The sequence below is a fragment of the Alicyclobacillus shizuokensis NBRC 103103 genome (genome assembly GCF_001552255.1).
Lineage (GTDB): Bacteria > Bacillota > Bacilli > Alicyclobacillales > Alicyclobacillaceae > Alicyclobacillus_G > Alicyclobacillus_G shizuokensis.
The window spans coordinates 34,130-51,060 of record NZ_BCQV01000025.1 but is presented as its reverse complement, the minus strand read 5'-3'; the positions used below and the strand labels follow the sequence as shown (position 1 = coordinate 51,060).

Below are 16,931 nucleotides of genomic sequence, written 5' to 3'. Positions count from 1 at the left end.
CGGCCTACATGGCGGCGGTGCTCGCATTGCCGTCCCCTCCCGGCCTCGGCCTCGCCAATCGAGGGTTCTCGACGTAGACAATCGGACCGCGTCCCAGCATGTGGACGATGTCCCTGTACAGGAGCTGGCCAGCCAATCGGTGGCCGGCGCTGTTGGGATGCCAGGAGTTTCCATAGTACACCCAGTACGTCTGGCCATGGGCAGCCATGTAGCGGCGCATCTGCGACAGGATGTCGAAGACGTGCACGTTCGGACTGCGGAACTCGTGCGCGACCTCCATTTCTGCCGTCAGGTAGCGTTCGGTACCGGCACGATAGAACGAGGACGACGCCTCGGTCACCGGCGGCGTCACGAGCATGACGACCGCATGTCGCGCCAGGGCGCCGTCGATTTCAGCGTGGATGGCGTGTTTAAACCTCGCCATGGGGGTGCGCTTGTGACAGTCGTTGAGCAGTCCCCAAGCGATGGCCACCACTTGGGGCTTTGTGCTCAAGAGCCAATGCGGGTAGCGATGCATCACATCGACCGCGCGTTCTCCTGGACGGCTTCGGTCGACATACTGCCATTGCACGGGAGTGGTGCTGCTGAGCTCGGCAAAGGCGCGCCGCAGGTAACTGTCGCGCCGTGCGTCCAGCCACCCGTGCGCCATCGATCCACCCACAACCAGCACCGTTTCTTGTTCACTGTGTCTGTGCGGTCTGCCCTCCGCGATGTACGTGGATCCGCACAGGGCTGCGGCACAGATCAGGGCTGCAGCCAGCCCCATCCAGCGTCGCTTCATTCCCGTTCACCTGCACCTATGTATGTCAATATCCCCCAGTATACTACAGGTTTACGTTCGCTTGCTGGCGGGGGCCGGCAAGGTTCGCGGGTGTTTCGCGCCGGCCAGCGAGATCACGGCTCGGACGGGACGGTGGTCGGACGCCGTCGTGTCCACGACGTGAACGGACCGGACCTTAAGTCCATGACTGACGAGCACGTAGTCAATCAAGCGCCTGGGGGAGTCGGCAGGGAAGGTGGCGCATCCGCCCTGGCACCGGTTCATCGTCTGGTCGAACACTTTCCACAACGGTCGCAGTTCGGGGGCAGCGGGGACCGCGTTGAGATCACCCATCAACACCTTGGGTCCGGTGTCTTCGGAGACGATGCGCATCATGTCGGCCACCTGCCGCGCTCGCACATGCGTATCACGCCGATAATCCAGGTGCGTGAGGTAAATGTGCAGGTCCTGTCCATGGACGTGAATCATCGCCTCCGCAAACCCCGGTTTCATCGCCACCGATTCGCGCTGGTCTCGCGTCAACCGGCGGGCAATCCGATGGTTTTCCATGCCCTGTATGGGATAGCGGCTCAGGAGCAGGACGCCGTATTGGCGCCGGGGGCCTCCTGGGGTGCCCGCGTCCAGGTTGAAGATGGGGGCGAAAAATCCGTACATATGGAGACGTCGGATGTAGAACTGCGCCTCGTCCTCATGCTGGGCGTGCTTGTGCCAGTAGGCACCCACTTCCTGCAGTCCGACCACGTCGGCGTGCGTCTGGGTGATGATGTCGGCAATCCGCGCCAAGTTATAGCGGCCGTCGATGCCGATGCCGCCGTGCGTGTTGTAGGAGACGACGGTTAACGTCTCTTTCCCCGTAGTCGGCTGGGTAGGCAGTTCTGCGGCCCGTGCCGGGGACGCCGCCATAGCCACAGCCAGGCATAGACTGGCGGCCGTCAGGATGGAGCGGGACAGCTTGGGCCAGTGCATGGCGGCTGTCACCTCGCTTTCCGTTTTTCGCTATTCTCTGCAACCCGGACGCGAAATACTCCTCAGTCAAGCAGGCACCCTTGTCCGTGAAGTCTGATCTATACTTAGAATCATACGTTGATTCATGAACATGCGATGCAGGGGTGCGCAGACGCCGGTTGGGCGGCTGGTGCAGGTTCACCGACGAGGGGGATGACAATGTCCAAACGCACCATCCAAGCGGAGGATCTCTATCGGTTTCAATGGCTGTCCAATCCGGTGCTCCGTCCGGACGGGCAATGGGCCGTGTTCGAGTGCATGAGCGTGGACGAGAAACAGGACGATTACGAGACGCAGCTATGGCTAGCGCGCACGGATGGGGCGGAGTTCCGCCCGCTGACGACAAGCGGTACGCATAACCATGGAGCCGTGTGGTCGCCGGACGGCGACACGCTCGCGTTCGTGTCCAATCGCGCGTATGGAACGCAGGTTTGGTTGCTGCCGATGCAAGGGGGCGAGGCACGGCGGTTGACCCGCTTCCGCTACGCTCCAGGCGCCTTGGCCTTCGCGCCGGATGGACGCAGTTTGTACGCGTTGGTGCCGGTGCCCCGGGAGCAGACAGTGGGCGACGTCGCGTTCTGGGATGAGGACCTCACGGACAAAGAGGTTCAGGAGCAAATGGACAAGGAGAACAAGGAATGGGCGGATAATCCCAAACGTTACGACCGGCTCTACTACAAGGGGGATGGCGTGGGACTGTCGCGCAAGCGCGTGCGACAGTTGGTGGCCATCGACGTGGAGACGGGTGTTTGTCGCCAGCTGACGTGGGAGCGCGAGGGGGTTTCTGCGTTCAGCGTGGCCCCCGACGGAAAGTCTGTTGCCTATACCACGAATCGGCGGGATAACCCGGATGTGAACTGGTGGTATGAGGATATCTACCAGGTGCCGGCGGACGGCGGAGAGGCTAGGCTGCTCTGTGCGGATGTGGTGGCGCATGACCTGGCGTATTCACCGGACGGCCGTTACCTGGCCGTGCTCGGGCACGGCGAGGAGTTGTACAAGTACTGGTCGGCTGCGCATACGCATCTGTTTCTGGTCGCCACGGCGGATGGCGGGGTGACCCGGTTGACCGGACAGTTTCCCGACGAAATCGGGGACGCAACCGGATCGGACATGCACGGTCTGGTGAAGAACCAGCCCCCCGTATGGTCGCGTGACAACCGATTCATCTACGTGCTGTCGGCGCGGGAAGGACGCTGCGAGGTGGTCCGCTTTGCCACCGATGGGAGCACACCGGAGGGCGAGGTGGTCATCGGCGGCGACAGGGACGTGTATGGGTTCGCCAGCGACGGGGGGACACGGTTTGTTGTGACTTACGGCACCCCAACGCACCCGGGAAAGGTGGTGTCGGTGGGCATTGCCGGCGTTCCACCCAGGCCGCGCAAGCCGCGCGCCGTGACCGAGGCGATGGACGGTCCGCTGCCGTTCTTTCCGGAGCGGGAGGTGCGTCTGGACCGGTGCAACACGTGGCTGGACGAGGTGGCGCTGGTGGAGCCGGAACCCTTTTATTACAAATCGGGTGGGGACTGGACGCTCCAGGGATGGGTGATGAAGCCGGCCCGTTTCGAGTCGGGAAAGCGCTACCCGGTGATTCTGGAGATTCACGGCGGGCCGCAGACCCACTACGGGTACGCCATGTTTCACGAGATGCAGTGGCTGGCGGCGCAGGGGTATGCGGTAGTCTACACGAATCCGCGCGGGGGCACCAGCTACGGTCAGGAGTTTGTCAACGCGGTGCGCCATCACTACGGCGAGGACGACGCGGCCGATGTGCTGAACGGCTTGGAGGCGGCTCTGTCGCAATTCGATTTTCTCGACGGGGAGCGCGTCGCCGTCACCGGCGGCAGCTACGGAGGCTTCATGACCAACTGGTTGATTGGGCACACCCAACGGTTTTTCGCCGCGGTCACACAACGCTCCATCTCCAACTGGATCTCTTTCTACGGGTGCAGTGATATCGGACCGCTGTTCGTCGAAAGCCAACTGGGTGTGTCGGACGTGATTGCGGAACGGGAGCGGTTGTGGCAGATGTCGCCCTTGGCCCACGCGGCCCATATCCGGACGCCGCTGTTGATTTTGCACTCGGAAAACGACCTGCGCTGCCCGATGGAACAGGCCGAGCAGCTGTACACGACGCTGAAGCGGCGCGGCGCGGAGGTGGAACTGCTGCGCATACCCAACGCCAGCCACGGGCTCTCTCGCGGGGGCAAGCCGAAGCTGCGGGTGGCCCGGCTCCAAGCCATCTTCGGCTTCATCGACGCTCACCTGCCGGATGTGGATTCACTCACCTGAGTGACATGTCCGTTGGAAGGGGGAATTGCCAATGGACTTTCTCTTGCCGCAAGAGTTGATGGAGATGAAGCGGACGGTGCGCGACTTTGTCGATCAGGAAGTCGAACCGCTGGCCATGCAGATTGAGCAGCAGGACCGGGTGCCCGACGATCTCTTGCTCAAGTCCAAGCAACTGGGGCTGTTCGGCCTCAGCATTCCCGAGGAGTACGGCGGCCTTGGCCTGTCCATGCTCGGCAAATGCGCCGTGTTTGAAGAGCTGGGGCGCACCATCAACGGCTACACTACGGTCGTTGGCGCGCACAACGGGATTGGCAGCGTGGGCATCGTGGAGTTGGGAAACGAGGAGCAAAAGCGCCGCTACCTGCCGAAAATGGCTTCCGGGGAGTGGATTGGCGCCTTTGCCCTGACGGAGCCACAGGCCGGTTCCAACGCCGCCAATCTGCGCACTGTGGCGGTCAAGAAAGGGGATCGCTACATCCTGAACGGCCAGAAGATCTACATCACCAACGCCCCCATTGCCCATGTGTTCACGGTCATGGCCGCGACGGACCCGGCGAAGGGGGCGCACGGCATCACATCGTTCATCGTCGAGCGCAGCTTTCCAGGCTTTCACGTCGGCCAGGTGGAGAGAAAGATGGGACTGCATGGCTCGCAGACCGCTCAGCTCTATTTTGAAGACCTGGAGGTGCCGGAGGAGAACGTGCTCGGCGAGGTCGGCCGCGGCTACGTCAACGCTCTCCGCATCCTCGCCAACGGCCGGGCGGGCTTGGCCGCGCGGTCTTTAGGATCGTGCGAGTACCTGCTGGAAAAGTCGCTCGCTCACGCCTTGACCCGCGAGCAATTTGGCAGGCCCATCTTCGAGCAGCAGATCATCCAGCACTACCTGGCGGAGATGGCGCTCGAAATTGAAACCCTGCGGGCGTTCCTGTACAAGGTCGCCTGGCAGGCGGACCAGGGCGAGAAAATCGTCAAGGAAGCGGCGATGTTGAAACTGTATGGCTCTGAGGTGTATAACCGAGTGGCGGACAAAGCGGTGCAGATTCACGGGGGCATCGGCTACATCGCCGACTATCCGATTGAGCGTTTCTACCGCGATGCCCGCATCACGAGAATCTATGAAGGCACGTCGGAAATTCAGAAGAATATCATTGCAGCCCAACTGAAACAGGAGTTCGAACGGCGGGCGACGCATTGATTCGGCGTGCGTGCAAAGGGGAGTGCCGATGCGCGCGCAGGTCGTGGAGAACGAAGAGCAGTTGCGGGAGTGCCTCGCCATTCGCCGCGAGGTGTTTGTCGAGGAGCAGGGCGTCCCGGAAGACCTGGAGTGGGACGAATGGGACCGCGTGGGCGCCTGCGTCCATCTCCTGGTCCGGGATGGGCGGGGGATGGCTCAAGCGACCGCGCGGGTCAAGCGGTACGATGAAACAACGGCCAAGGTCCAGCGCGTGGCCGTGCGCCGGTCGGTCCGCGGTGGGGGCTGGGGCAGGGCCGTGATGGCGGCCGCGGAGGCGGCAGCGCGACAGCTCGGCTTGCGGCGCGTCGTCTTGGACGCCCAGTGCCAGGCACAGGCCTTTTACGAGAAGCTGGGCTATCGCGTGGTCAGCGAGGAGCCGTTCCTGGACGCGGGAATCTTGCATGTGCGCATGGAAAAGGAACTCGCCGATTGAGTAAACTGAGCCTCGCGACGAAGGTAGAGCGTGTGGGCGATCCGGCCGGATCGCCCACAGGGATATGGGCTGTACGCTTGGCTGTGCCCGCGCGCGGTTGGCGCGCCTTACGCCTGCCCGGCGGAAGTGCGCAGCGCTTCCCGTCGCGGCTTCCATACCCGCACATACTGCGCGCCAAAGTAGGACCCGAGCACGAACAGAGCGGCGATGAACTGCGCGGCCAGGCTTTGAATGTTGTTGAACACACAGAACCAAAGCCCCATCCAGTCCGGGAAGTGCACCGGCAGCTGGGTGGCGCCAAGCCAGCCGGCTTGCTGCATCTCCTGCACTTGTTCTCCGACCATCACCAACAACACGGCGCCCAGCATGACGCCCGTGAACACCAGCATCTTTTTGTAGGGAAGTTTTTGGTGGGCGAAGAAGGTTAGGACGGCGACCATCAGGGTAAGCGCCAGGCCCACCGCGGTGCCGATGAGGACAACCATGGACCCCACCTGCATGCGCGTGTTCTGTAGGAACAGCACGACTTCGAAGCCTTCCCGATAGACGGACGTAAACCCGAGAACGACCAGGCCTTTGTAGGCCACCGATTTCGCGGTGTCGGCGATGCCGACTGGCGCTGTCGCGTCCGATTCCAGCGTATCAATCATTTCGTTTTTCTTTCGGTTGTGCATCGAAATCCAGCCGGTCCAATAGATGCGGTGGAAGAACCAGTTCATTACCAACAGCAAGACCAGGATGGCCAACAGCCCGGTAGCCGCCTGGATGTCGAGTTCCGAGGCGGTCTGGCCGACCAGGGCGATGATGCCCACCACTACAAACCAGGTAACGATGGTGGCCAGAAAGGCGAGTCCGGCGCCGTTTGAGATTGGCCGCCAATACGCTCGCCGGGTACGGACCAGGCTGGCCGTGATGGCCGAGAGGACGAGGATGGTCTCCAATCCCTCGCGAAACACCAGGATGCCTGTGTCCACGATGGCCGCACCTCGGCCAATGTTCTGCGCCGTCGGGTCCGGATTGCCGCCGGCGGTGACGCCCTGCCACACGAGCGCCGCCACCACCGCAGCCGCCAACACCGTCAAAATCGTTCGCTTGATACTCCACCGGAAAGACAACCGATACTCCCCCTCGTCTCGGTGCGTCGACAAACATGACCTAGTGAATCAACTTTCTCTCTGGGTATTGTACGATTAGCAGATGCTAACTGCAAGAGGTTTGATACATGAACTCGCCATCATTCGCAGATCGGACGAGAGTTTGCTAACCTATGAAGTAGCGACAGGACTTGTGGATCAGGTTTGATGGATGGAGGTTGTGCCATGGGACCCATCGATAAAGAGGCGGTGCAAACTGTCCTCAACGAGTTTGAAAACCAGGATTTGTACCTGCACCTGGAGACGACCAACGGGGCGTACGCGGCGCATAGGCAGGAGTCGCAGCTGGCGGTGTGCGCGTACATTCGCAACGGGCGCATCCGGTATCACCGCGGGGTGGTGAGCGGAGACGGCCCGTTTCGGGTGGGGCTCAAGATGGACCAAGGTTGGGTCTACGCCGAGGGACTGACCGACTACGAGGTGGATGCCGAGGGACGGCTGCTGATGGCCGGTCATGACCGGGAGGGCCGCCTGGCGGTCGCCTTGGAGCTCAGCCGCACCCCGTTTCGCATCTGAGCGCATCTAGGCGCAGTTTTGCTCTGCGGTTGGTATCCTACGCTGGTGTGTGCAGCGGATAAGGGAGTTGAACACAATGGAGAGGCACGTTTTAGTGGTATTCCCACACCCAGACGACGAAACTTTCAGCAGCGGGGGCACCATCGCCATGCACACACAGGCTGGCACACCGGTCACCTATGTGTGCGGCACGCTGGGAGAGATGGGACGCAACATGGGCAAGCCGTTTTTTGCCACCCGCGAGTCGCTGCCCCAAGTGCGGGAACAGGAACTGCGCGAGGCCTGCCAGGTTCTTGGCATTCGGGATTTGCGGCTGTTGGGGCTGCGCGACAAGACGGTAGAGTTTGAGGACCGGGAAGCGTTGGCCGAGCGCATTCGGGACATCATCCTGGAGCTCAAACCTTCTCTCATCATCACGCACTACCCGGGATTCGCGGTGCACCCAGACCACAACGCGCTCGGGGCGGCGACCGTGCGCGCGGTCGAGATGTTGCCCAAGGATCAGCGACCGACCGTGCACTGCAGCGCTTTTTCCCGTGACGCCCGGGAAAAGTTGGGCGATCCGGACGTAATCAACGATGTCCGTGCGGTGTTCGACATCAAGATGGCGGCCATCCGGGCGCACCGCTCGCAGTCGGAGGCGATGCTCAAGAATCTGGAGGAACAGTTCGCGAAAAATCCCGACGCGGCCCGGAGGATGGAAGCGGAGCGGAGCAAGGAAGCGTATTACACCTACCGTTTTGCCGATTGAGGCGCCGGGCTGCCCGGCGCATGGTCCCTCACAATATTTTTTCCCGTGTCACGGAGACCACCGGCGCAAGCTCGTCGTCGCCGGGGCCTCCCCTCGCCGCCCATGTCCAACGGTTGTTGGCCGTGAAGTTCCAGACGGTGGCGAGGGCAATCCCGAGCAACTGCCCATACAGTTCGGGGATGTGCAGCCAGGCAAAGGCCTGCGCCGCTGCCGCTGTGATGGCGATGCCGACGGCCGAAATCGCCATGAACAATGGCAACTGCAGCCACCGGTGCCAGCGTCCACGGACCGTCCTCCCGCGCCAGGTGACGCGATCATTCCAGACGAAGTTATGCACCATCGCGACGACGGAGGAGGACACGGAGGCAACGAGCACGGGCAGGTGTGCCACGTCAAGGAGCAGGGCCATGACCATGAGGTTGACCCCAACTCCAAGGAGCCCAACCAGACAGAACAGATAAAATCTTCTATCCTCCGGCAGCTGCGCCACGAGGCGGATCAAATGGTGGACGTAATTCCACTGTTCGCGCAGGCTCATCTTGGACTCGCCGGCACGGCGGGCGATGAACCGGTAAGGAATTTCATGGACGGTGCGGTATCGGCCCTTGGCCAGGACCTCGATGAGGATTTTCCAGCCAATTGGGGCGAGCGGCACGCCGTCGACGACCGAGCGGCGGATACCGAAGAAACCGCTTGTGCAGTCGGAGACATGACGCAGCCGGTGCAGGGCCAGCTGTCCCATCTTGCGCGCAATCCAGGAGACGAGTTTGCGCGTGCCCGTCAATCCGCCGTCCGATCCGCCCGCCACAAAGCGGCTCGGGATGACCACGTCAATCCCCTGCAGCAGCCGGTCCATGACCGTGGGCAGGACCTCTGGCGGGTGCTGCAGGTCTGCGTCCATGACAATGAAGAATTCTCCACCAGCCCGCTGGAAGCCTTCCACCACCGCCGTCGCCAGGCCGCGGCCGTGACCGCGGTGGTGCACGCGCACGTGCGGATCGCGCTGCATGAGCGCCTGCAAGATGTCGGGGGTATCATCATCGCTGTCATCCACAAACCACAATTCGTACCAGTCCGTCCGGTCCGCCAGGACCTGGGCGATTCGATCCGCCAGTATGCAGACATTTTCCCGTTCATTGTAGGTTGGAACGATGATGCTGAAGCGCACGGGCATGCCCCCCAAATACAGGCAATTCACAGGCTGATTATACCATGAACCGCGTTCGGAGACGTCCCGACCCTCTTCGCCTGCCCCGGATACAGAGAGCGGTCTCCCGTTCCTGTCGCACATTCACACATTCATGAAATATTGTCGTGGACGCGGGAGTCTGACCACAACCAGGGCAAAAATCGATACAATAAGGTCGTACACCGTTATCAGCCAGACCATAGCGGCTGAGAGAGGAGAGTCCTGATGACAGAACAAACGGTCACCATTCACAACCCGAGCGGACTGCATGCCCGGCCGGCAGCGCTGCTGGTCCAGGAGTGCGGCCGCCACAGCTGCCAGATCTGGATCCGCAAAGAGGACAAAGAGGTGGATGCCAAGAGCATCCTCGGTGTCATGTCGCTGGCGGTTCAATCCGGTCAGACGGTGACGATTCGCGCCGAAGGCGAGGGCGAGGAGGCGGCCATCCAATCGGTCGTCGCTCTTATCGAAAGCGGTCTAGGGGAATAATTCACACGATGCGCTCGCGTGTTGGCCCGGCCTCGGTGACGGCCGGGGCAGGGCTGTGCTGACAATTTAGAGAGGATGGACGAGGTGCAATCAGTGGAACGAGTGTATCGTGGAATTGCCGCGTCGGAGGGGCTTGCGGTGGGGCCAGCGTTCCTGTGGCGAACTCAAGCGGCCGACGTACCTGTGCGCCCATTGGCGCCGGAGCAGGTCGCTATAGAACAAGAGCGGTTTGAGGCGGCGGTTGCGACAGCAAAGCAGCAGATCACGCACATCCGGGAACGAACGGCTGCCCAAGTGGGCGAAGCGGAGGCCAGGGTGTTCGACGCCCACCTCGCCTTCTTGGACGATCCGGCCTATGTCGGCGAGATCGGCAGGCGAATCGCGGCTGATCAACTCAACGCCGAAGCGGTGTGTCAGCAGGTCACCGAGGCGACGGCGGACATGCTGGCCGCGATTGCCGACGAGTACCTGCGGGCGCGTGCGGATGATATCCGGGATGTCGGGAGGCGCCTGCTGCAGGTGTTGAGCGGTGTCGAGACGGGCGGGCGGAACGTGCCGGACGGCGCCATCATCGTGGCGGACGAACTGGCACCTTCCGATACCGCCCAATTGCCTGCGGGCGTGGCTGGGTTTGTGCTGGCGCACGGCAGCAAGACCGCCCATACCGCCATTTTGGCGCGGACGATGGGGATTCCGAGTGTAGTTGGATTGGGTGGAGAAGCCATCGCCCAGGTGCGCGACGGAGACGTCCTGGTGGTGGACGGACGGGCCGGGGAAGTCACGGTAAACCCGGACCCAGCGTCAGCTGAGCGTGCTCGCCAAGAGGCGCAAGAACAGCGTGCCCGGCGCGAAACTCTGCGGGCGGCGGCGCAGGTTTCGGCCAGGACGAAGGATGGTGTGCGCATTGAGGTGTTCGCCAACATCGGCAGCCTCAAGGACGTAGAGCCGGCGCTCGCCAATGGGGCGGAAGGGGTCGGCCTGTTCCGAACTGAATTCTTGTATCAGAACTCTGACCATTGGCCCACGGAGGAGGAGCAATACGCAGCATACCGATCCGTCCTGGAGGCGTTCGCCCCGCGGCCGGTGGTGATTCGGACGCTCGACATCGGCGGGGACAAGCCCCTGCCGTTTGCCCAGTTGCCCAAGGAGGAAAACCCGTTCCTCGGCCACCGGGCGATTCGCTTTTGTCTGGACCAGCCCTCTGTCTTTCGGACGCAGTTGCGCGCTTTGCTGCGGGCGAGCCAGCACGGGCAGCTGTGGATCATGTTCCCGATGATCCAATCGCTGGCCGAACTCAGGCAGGCGAAGAGCCTGCTTGGTGAATGTCGCGAGGAATTGGTGGCCGTCGGCGTACCGGTGGCCGAGCAGATCAAGGTCGGCATGATGGTGGAAATTCCTGCGGCAGCCGTGTTGGCCGACGTGTTCGCCCGCGAAGTGGACTTCATGAGCATCGGCACCAACGACTTGACTCAGTACACACTGGCGGTGGACAGGGGCAATGAGCAGGTGGCCGATTTGTATCAACCGATGCACCCGGCCGTGCTGCGGCTGGTGCAGATGACGTGCGATGCGGCGCGTAAGGCGGGCATACCGGTGGGCATGTGCGGTGAGCTTGCGGGCGACGTGCACGCCACGGAGTGTCTTGTCGGGCTTGGGCTGACGGAATTGTCCATGAGCGCTGGTTCCATCCCCGCTGTCAAGCTGCGGTTGTCGGAGGTCGACAGTTCCACGGCTCGTATCCACGCTTCCGAGATGCTGGAGAAGTGACGGGCCGAATCTATCGCTTGGCTGGAGGTGACGCATCGTATGGGCAGCGATGACTGGGTCCTCAACGGGGTTCGTATCGTCACTTCAACCGGTATCTGCGAAGACGGGTACGTGCGGGTGCAAAACGGCGTCATCCGCGAGTTGGGCGCCGGACCGGCGCCTGCGGCGGCACCCTCGACTTTCTCTGAACCGCGTGGGGCGTGGCTGGTGCCGGGGTTTATCGACATGCACGTGCACGGGGGGGACGGAGCCGATGTCATGGATGGCAGACCGGAGAGCGTGGAGCGCATTGGCCGCTTTCATGCGTCCCATGGCACCACCGGTTGGCTCCCGACGACTCTGACCGCGTCAGCAGACCGGCTGCTTCAGGCGCTGGACGCCGTGCATGAGGTCCGCCAGCGACGGTGGCAGGGCCCCGTCATTCTCGGCGTACATCTCGAGGGGCCCTTCATCGCCCCCAGCCGGCGTGGGGCGCAGAATCCGGAGCACATTGTCAATCCGTCCGTTTCCCTGGCCGAATCACTGCTGGCGCGGGTGCCTGGGTTGGTCCGCAGTATGACCCTTGCTCCCGAGCGCCCCGGGGCGCGCGACTTGATAGAGTGGCTCGGCCGGCAGGGGGTGCTGGTCTCGATGGGGCACACGGATTGCGACTCCGATACGGCCGGCGAGGCCATCCGGCAAGGGGTGCGCCAGGCCACACACCTGTTCAACGGCATGCGCGGCTTGCACCATCGGCAGGGCGGGCCGGTAGCACAGGCCCTGCTGGATGAGCGTGTGGTCTGCGAGTTGATTGCGGACGGACAGCACGTCGATTGGGACGTGTTGCGGTTGGTGGTGAAGGTCAAGGGAGCCGACGGCGTGACGCTGATTACAGACGCCATGGCGGCTGCCGGACGCCCGGATGGAGAATATGACCTGGGGGGCCTTCCGGTGTCGGTGCGCGACGGGCGAGCCTGCTTGGCTGGCAGCGACCAGCTCGCCGGCAGCACGCTGACCATGGACCAGGCCGTGCGCAACATGGCCATGAAAGTGGGGGTTGGCTTGTTCGACGCCGTGCGCATGGCCAGCACCACGCCGGCGCGCCAACTGGGGCTCTCACATTGCAAGGGGGACATTCGTCCCGGTATGGATGCCGATTTAGTGCTCCTGGATGAATCCTTATCGGTCCTCGCGACCTGGGTTGGAGGGGAGCGTATCTTTCACCGCTAGCGCGTATGTGCAGAGAGCGGCGAGACTAGCGTTGCCAAGTCTCGCCTTTCAGTGCGGAACTGACGGTATCGACCTCGTCCCGCCTGGGGTTGGTGCCCATGACCATGTCGAGGCTGGGGTTGGTGACGCCAAACCAATAGTTTTCGTTCTTGTAGTGGTGCAGCAGGTGGTACTTTTTCATCCACCGACCCCAGGCGCTGCGCGGCACGATGGGCCGGTGCGAGACAAAATGGGTCCATTCGTAGTACAGCTGCGCGAGCGATGTGCCGACAATCAGGCCGGCGGTGATCAGGGCGCTGCGGGTGCCGAGGTACCCCACCACCCAGTACACAATATATCCAGGCATGTTGTACACGTTGGGCGTCAACATGTATTTCAGCTCGGTGGGCAGCTGATGATGCACCACATGGCCCTCGTAGGCCTTGGGTAGAATGATCTTGAGAATCCCATGCAGCACAAAACGGTGCGTGATGTATTCAATGAAATAAAACAGGACGATGCCGGCAATGATGGCCAGCCAGAGTATCGGCCGATAGGGCTGAATCAGTGCGACCACGATGTCTGCAGCCAACACCAGGGAGAGAAACAACACTCGGTGGTCCCGCAAAAATTCCTTTCCGTACGGCATTGTCATCGCCTCTATCATGAAGGATTTACGGAAGTATTTTAGTATAGTTGCACGGGGATGTCACTCCGCCGGCCGATTTTGCGGGTCCAGTAGCGGACAGCCGAGTTCGTCCAGGTAGCGTCCCAGTTGGTGGAGCGGCAGGCCCACCACGGTGAAATAGTCTCCCTCGATGTGGTGGATGAGAACCGATCCGTATCCTTGAATTCCATAGGCCCCCGCCTTGTCGAAGGGCTCTCCGGTGGCGATGTAGGCGTAGATTTGTTGGGGATTCAGACTCGACATATGCACCCGGGTTCGTGAAAATCCCTGGCGTTTTCGGATGGCTCCGTCATTGTCCCGGGCCAGCACACACAGCCCGGTGTACACATCATGCGCCCTGCCCTGTAGCCGCGAGAGCATCGCGAAAGCTTGCTCGTGGTCGCGCGGTTTGCCCAAGATCTCGCCGTCGAGCGCAACCACCGTGTCAGCGCCGATGATGATAACCGGATCGCCCGCGGTGTCGTGGCCGCCGAGCCTTTGCAACACCGCGCCTGCCTTGCGCTCGGCCAGTATCCGCACCAACTCGGCCGGATGAGGGTGGCCGGGCACCGATTCGTCGGCTTGGCTGGTTTGCACTTCAAACGGGCGCTGAAACATAGCCAGTAGCTGGCGTCGACGCGGTGAAGAAGAAGCCAACACCAGACGTGCTCGGTTCACAACTGCCATTCGTGTTCCCCCTTGCCTGCGTCAGCGCATACGGACTTTGTGGGCTATTGTACAACAAACGGGCGCGACACCGGGCAAGCTGGGCAGTCGGTAAGGATGTGGGCGCCGCAGGCCGTATCCGGACCGTCGGCCTTTAGCGCCCACGGTAGATGCTCACAGCTGATGAGCGTCTTCCACCTCATCTTTGATTTCATCCCGGAAACCCTCGATGGCACGTTCCCGCCGCTCGTTCTTAGCCTCCAGGGCGGCCTTGTCCCGCTCATTCATCTGTTCTCCATGCGCCTTGAGAAAATCGTTGGCTTCCCGCAGGTTGGCCATCGTGTTCTGAATCGACCGCTGAAGTTTTTCCACATTGTCGCTGCGGTCATCCGGTTTCGCCATGGATTGACACTCCTTCTCAAAAAAGTTGGTGGCAAACCGAGCATAGGGTGCGTTGCTGAGGACCCTTTTATGCTATGGTTATACAGGCTGCGTGCGGATAACCTGACATGGCAGGATTGTGGAGGAGTGGATGTGATGAAGTCGTTTTGGCGGGCGGTGCCTCTCTCGATTCAACACGTGTTCGCAATGTTTGGCTCCACCGTGCTCGTCCCTTACATGACCGGATTGGATACCGGCAGCGCCTTGATTTCCAGCGGTGTGGGCACACTGGTGTTTCACGCCATCACGCGGGGTAAGGTGCCTACGTACCTTGGGTCTTCGTTTGCGTTCATTGCACCCTTGACCCTCTATGTGGGGAAGTACCATTCACCGGCGGAGGCGGCCGCTGGTTTGGTCAGCGTGGCAGTAGTCTACGCCCTGGTGGCCCTGCTCGTGACCAAGTTGGGATTTGCTCGCGTGCGGCGCTTCATTCCTCCGGTCGTGGTTGGGCCGGTAGTCTCGGTCATCGGACTGTCGCTGGCCGGCACGGCTGTCAGCAACATGGCCGCGGTGCACTGGGACGCGGCGATTGTCAGCCTGGCCGCAGCGATTGCCGCCTCGCTGGTGGGTCCACGGCAGCTGCGCGTGGTCCCCTTGTTGGTCGGAATTATGGTCGGATACATATACATGTGCGCGCGCGGTCTCGTAGATCTGCACTCTGTTGCCAGCGCACCAATACTATCGTGGCCCCACTTTGTTCTGCCGCATTTCACCGGATCCGTCGTGTTGGCCATGGCACCCATCGCCTTGGTCACCATGGTTGAGGACCTGGGTCACATGTTTGTTCTCAATGAGATCATCGGTCGCGACGTGACCAAAGACCCTGGATTTTCTTCAGTCCTCTGGGGCAATGGCGCGGCGACCTTGCTGTCCGCCCTCATGGGCGGTCCTGCTCAGACCACGTACGCGGAGAATCTGGGCGTTCTGGCCATCACGCGCCAGTACTCCGCTCGCATCATTCAAGGAGCGGCCGTCGTCGCCATCATATTGGGTCTGTTTGGCAAGGTAGGGGCGTTGATTCACACCATTCCGGTGCCGGTCATGGGCGGTATCAGCATTCTTTTGTTTGGGATGATTGCAGCTATGGGAATTCGCCACGTGATTGAGGAACGGGTTGATTTCACGAACATGAAGAACCTGATTGTGGCGGGGGTCATCTTCATTGTCGGCGTCGGCTACCCGAACAATGGCGTCGCCTTGGCCACACTGGCAGGACTTGTTATATATTGGGTGCTGCCGGACTTAAACCGCAAACCAGTTTGATGGCATCACATACTGGACGGCTGGTGTGGGCACGTTATCGAGTGTCGGACACCACGCTGGGAGGGCTGTGTGATGACATCGAGACGCAAGTCCATTGGACGCGGCGATGAGGCCTCTGGACCGATTGCCAATGCTCTCGCCAGTCAGAGCATGGCGCGCGGGGAACCCGAGGAAGAGCTGATACGACGCCGTGCTCACAAGGCGTCGTCAAACCTCCAGAGTTGACCGGCGGCTCTTTTTGACTGGCCGTGCGGAACGAAGAGGCATCCACAAAAGTGCCCAGTGTCCGACAGGGACCCGGCGACCAGGCCGGGTCTTTCTTTGTCCATGACTCGGCATCGATGGGCCACCATGCCAGCGCAGCGGGTGTTGTCCGTTTTCTGCCATGGCCATGGAAACCACGGCTCCTGTATACTAGAAATCTGACGGATTGCGCGATTTCCCCTGCTGTTGTGAAAGTGGACGGGGATAGAAGGAGAGTAGACATGCTGGTTGTCGGTTTTGTTGCAGGCGTTTTGGCCATTATCCTCCTGCTGTGGGGCATGCTGCGGCTTGTGCGACGCAATCTCAGCCGTTGGTACTTTGTCGGCTTTATCGTCTTGGCGGCGGTGTCTCTGGTCGGCCTGTATCTTGGGCGCCCACATTATACCGTCAAGTCGGTGGCGGCGGAGGCGGGGAATCGGCATGCGTACGTTGTCCATGTGGAGACGGTCAACAGCGAAAGGGCGCATCTGGAAGCGTACGCGCGGGACATCATCCAACAGGTTCGCCAGGAACATCCTGATGCGGTGGCTATCGATGTTGAATTCTTCGCGCCGCATGGTTCGACATGGCAGTCGCGGGCTATGTGGGGGTCTCACTCTGACGTCAGCGCGGGTGAACAGGGCGTGACCGGTGCGGACGCCGCCAATCAGACCGTGTTTGACTATGTGCTACGCTGAGAAACGCGCCTGTTGAGAGCGTCATGAGCGGCACGTCATGGCTGCAGCGGAGGACCGCAGGCCCGCTCAAGCCGAAGCGAGCAAGGATGTGCTGACCATCCTACCAAACAGTCCGTAAGCAGCAGCCTAGGCGGTCGACAGCAAAAACCAGGGG

The 16,931-nt window shown here is 61.6% G+C and carries 18 protein-coding genes; 11 read left to right on the top strand and 7 right to left on the bottom strand.

Annotated elements, in window-relative coordinates; translation table 11 throughout:
• Nucleotides 1-4: 4 nt before the first annotated feature.
• Nucleotides 5-781, bottom strand: a complete 777-nt coding sequence (locus ASH01S_RS10785; protein WP_067927773.1) for an SGNH/GDSL hydrolase family protein — start codon at nucleotides 779-781, stop codon at nucleotides 5-7.
• A gap of 51 nt (nucleotides 782-832) precedes the next feature.
• Nucleotides 833-1,747: an endonuclease/exonuclease/phosphatase family protein gene (locus ASH01S_RS10780; RefSeq protein ID WP_067927770.1), complete on the bottom strand. Its 915-nt coding sequence runs from the start codon at nucleotides 1,745-1,747 to the stop codon at nucleotides 833-835.
• A gap of 198 nt (nucleotides 1,748-1,945) precedes the next feature.
• Here ASH01S_RS10780 and ASH01S_RS10775 point away from each other — a divergent pair, with 198 nt between their 5' ends.
• The 3 genes from ASH01S_RS10775 to ASH01S_RS10765 are packed head-to-tail and all read left to right on the top strand — an operon-like array spanning nucleotide 1,946 to nucleotide 5,745.
• Entirely contained in the window at nucleotides 1,946-4,078 is a 2,133-nt protein-coding gene (locus ASH01S_RS10775) for a S9 family peptidase (protein WP_067927767.1), read from the top strand.
• Between the two features lie 31 nt (nucleotides 4,079-4,109).
• On the top strand, nucleotides 4,110-5,273 hold the full coding sequence (locus ASH01S_RS10770) for an acyl-CoA dehydrogenase family protein (protein ID WP_067927764.1): 1,164 nt from the start codon (nucleotides 4,110-4,112) through the stop codon (nucleotides 5,271-5,273).
• A gap of 28 nt (nucleotides 5,274-5,301) precedes the next feature.
• Nucleotides 5,302-5,745 (top strand): GNAT family N-acetyltransferase, encoded by a 444-nt coding sequence (locus ASH01S_RS10765; protein ID WP_067927761.1) that lies wholly within the window; start codon nucleotides 5,302-5,304, stop codon nucleotides 5,743-5,745.
• A gap of 107 nt (nucleotides 5,746-5,852) precedes the next feature.
• Here ASH01S_RS10765 and ASH01S_RS10760 read toward each other — a convergent pair whose 3' ends face one another.
• The gene (locus ASH01S_RS10760; protein WP_067927759.1) at nucleotides 5,853-6,860 is read right to left on the bottom strand and encodes an FTR1 family iron permease; all 1,008 of its coding nucleotides are present in this window, start codon (nucleotides 6,858-6,860) and stop codon (nucleotides 5,853-5,855) included.
• A 204-nt stretch (nucleotides 6,861-7,064) separates the two neighbouring features.
• Between ASH01S_RS10760 and ASH01S_RS10755 the strand changes: the two genes are divergently transcribed.
• Nucleotides 7,065-7,415, top strand: a complete 351-nt coding sequence (locus tag ASH01S_RS10755) for a YojF family protein (RefSeq protein WP_067927756.1) — start codon at nucleotides 7,065-7,067, stop codon at nucleotides 7,413-7,415.
• Between the two features lie 76 nt (nucleotides 7,416-7,491).
• Nucleotides 7,492-8,166, top strand: coding sequence for a bacillithiol biosynthesis deacetylase BshB2 (gene bshB2, locus ASH01S_RS10750; protein WP_067927753.1), 675 nt, complete (start codon nucleotides 7,492-7,494; stop codon nucleotides 8,164-8,166).
• 28 nt (nucleotides 8,167-8,194) lie between these two features.
• Here the strand turns inward: bshB2 and ASH01S_RS10745 are convergent, their stop codons facing one another.
• Nucleotides 8,195-9,334, bottom strand: a complete 1,140-nt coding sequence (locus ASH01S_RS10745) for a glycosyltransferase (RefSeq protein WP_067927750.1) — start codon at nucleotides 9,332-9,334, stop codon at nucleotides 8,195-8,197.
• 246 nt (nucleotides 9,335-9,580) lie between these two features.
• On the opposite strand from ASH01S_RS10745, the gene ASH01S_RS10740 reads away from it, so the two are divergent.
• The 3 genes from ASH01S_RS10740 (at nucleotide 9,581) to nagA (ending at nucleotide 12,820) form a co-directional block, all read left to right on the top strand.
• A complete protein-coding gene (locus ASH01S_RS10740; protein WP_067927746.1) occupies nucleotides 9,581-9,844 on the top strand; it encodes an HPr family phosphocarrier protein in 264 nt (87 codons plus the stop codon).
• A 93-nt stretch (nucleotides 9,845-9,937) separates the two neighbouring features.
• On the top strand, nucleotides 9,938-11,611 hold the full coding sequence (ptsP, locus tag ASH01S_RS10735; protein WP_169794225.1) for a phosphoenolpyruvate--protein phosphotransferase: 1,674 nt from the start codon (nucleotides 9,938-9,940) through the stop codon (nucleotides 11,609-11,611).
• 39 nt (nucleotides 11,612-11,650) lie between these two features.
• Nucleotides 11,651-12,820 (top strand): N-acetylglucosamine-6-phosphate deacetylase, encoded by a 1,170-nt coding sequence (nagA, locus tag ASH01S_RS10730; protein WP_067927740.1) that lies wholly within the window; start codon nucleotides 11,651-11,653, stop codon nucleotides 12,818-12,820.
• Between the two features lie 25 nt (nucleotides 12,821-12,845).
• Here nagA and ASH01S_RS10725 read toward each other — a convergent pair whose 3' ends face one another.
• The 3 genes from ASH01S_RS10725 to tlp form a co-directional block, all read right to left on the bottom strand.
• Nucleotides 12,846-13,448: a sterol desaturase family protein gene (locus ASH01S_RS10725; RefSeq protein ID WP_067927737.1), complete on the bottom strand. Its 603-nt coding sequence runs from the start codon at nucleotides 13,446-13,448 to the stop codon at nucleotides 12,846-12,848.
• A 60-nt stretch (nucleotides 13,449-13,508) separates the two neighbouring features.
• Entirely contained in the window at nucleotides 13,509-14,153 is a 645-nt protein-coding gene (locus tag ASH01S_RS10720) for a Maf family protein (protein WP_067927731.1), read from the bottom strand.
• A 153-nt stretch (nucleotides 14,154-14,306) separates the two neighbouring features.
• Nucleotides 14,307-14,534: a small acid-soluble spore protein Tlp gene (gene tlp / locus ASH01S_RS10715; RefSeq protein WP_067927730.1), complete on the bottom strand. Its 228-nt coding sequence runs from the start codon at nucleotides 14,532-14,534 to the stop codon at nucleotides 14,307-14,309.
• 135 nt (nucleotides 14,535-14,669) lie between these two features.
• Between tlp and ASH01S_RS10710 the strand changes: the two genes are divergently transcribed.
• The 3 genes from ASH01S_RS10710 to ASH01S_RS10705 all read left to right on the top strand — a co-directional run bounded on the left by ASH01S_RS10710 (nucleotide 14,670) and on the right by ASH01S_RS10705 (nucleotide 16,777).
• Entirely contained in the window at nucleotides 14,670-15,836 is a 1,167-nt protein-coding gene (locus ASH01S_RS10710; protein ID WP_067927729.1) for a uracil-xanthine permease family protein, read from the top strand.
• Nucleotides 15,837-15,908: 72 nt separating this feature from the next.
• Nucleotides 15,909-16,061: a hypothetical protein gene (locus ASH01S_RS18880; protein WP_169794224.1), complete on the top strand. Its 153-nt coding sequence runs from the start codon at nucleotides 15,909-15,911 to the stop codon at nucleotides 16,059-16,061.
• Nucleotides 16,062-16,321: 260 nt separating this feature from the next.
• Nucleotides 16,322-16,777 carry a hypothetical protein gene (locus ASH01S_RS10705; RefSeq protein ID WP_067927728.1) on the top strand — a complete coding sequence of 152 codons (456 nt, stop codon included), beginning with the start codon at nucleotides 16,322-16,324 and terminating at the stop codon, nucleotides 16,775-16,777.
• The last annotated feature ends 154 nt before the right edge of the window (nucleotides 16,778-16,931 follow it).

Bases quoted from the DNA above. Each gene is read 5' to 3' on its own strand.
- ASH01S_RS10720 (WP_067927731.1), bottom strand. From the start codon at position 14,153: ATGGCAGTTGTGAACCGAGCACGTCTGGTGTTGGCTTCTTCTTCACCG.
- tlp (WP_067927730.1), bottom strand. From the start codon at position 14,534: ATGGCGAAACCGGATGACCGCAGCGACAATGTGGAAAAACTTCAGCGG.
- ASH01S_RS10775 (WP_067927767.1), top strand. From the start codon at position 1,946: ATGTCCAAACGCACCATCCAAGCGGAGGATCTCTATCGGTTTCAATGG.
- ASH01S_RS10705 (WP_067927728.1), top strand. From the start codon at position 16,322: ATGCTGGTTGTCGGTTTTGTTGCAGGCGTTTTGGCCATTATCCTCCTG.
- ASH01S_RS10755 (WP_067927756.1), top strand. From the start codon at position 7,065: ATGGGACCCATCGATAAAGAGGCGGTGCAAACTGTCCTCAACGAGTTT.
- ASH01S_RS10765 (WP_067927761.1), top strand. From the start codon at position 5,302: ATGCGCGCGCAGGTCGTGGAGAACGAAGAGCAGTTGCGGGAGTGCCTC.
- ASH01S_RS10785 (WP_067927773.1), bottom strand. From the start codon at position 781: ATGAAGCGACGCTGGATGGGGCTGGCTGCAGCCCTGATCTGTGCCGCA.
- ASH01S_RS18880 (WP_169794224.1), top strand. From the start codon at position 15,909: ATGACATCGAGACGCAAGTCCATTGGACGCGGCGATGAGGCCTCTGGA.
- ASH01S_RS10740 (WP_067927746.1), top strand. From the start codon at position 9,581: ATGACAGAACAAACGGTCACCATTCACAACCCGAGCGGACTGCATGCC.
- ASH01S_RS10725 (WP_067927737.1), bottom strand. From the start codon at position 13,448: ATGCCGTACGGAAAGGAATTTTTGCGGGACCACCGAGTGTTGTTTCTC.
- ASH01S_RS10770 (WP_067927764.1), top strand. From the start codon at position 4,110: ATGGACTTTCTCTTGCCGCAAGAGTTGATGGAGATGAAGCGGACGGTG.
- ASH01S_RS10710 (WP_067927729.1), top strand. From the start codon at position 14,670: ATGAAGTCGTTTTGGCGGGCGGTGCCTCTCTCGATTCAACACGTGTTC.
- bshB2 (WP_067927753.1), top strand. From the start codon at position 7,492: ATGGAGAGGCACGTTTTAGTGGTATTCCCACACCCAGACGACGAAACT.
- ASH01S_RS10780 (WP_067927770.1), bottom strand. From the start codon at position 1,747: ATGCACTGGCCCAAGCTGTCCCGCTCCATCCTGACGGCCGCCAGTCTA.
- nagA (WP_067927740.1), top strand. From the start codon at position 11,651: ATGGGCAGCGATGACTGGGTCCTCAACGGGGTTCGTATCGTCACTTCA.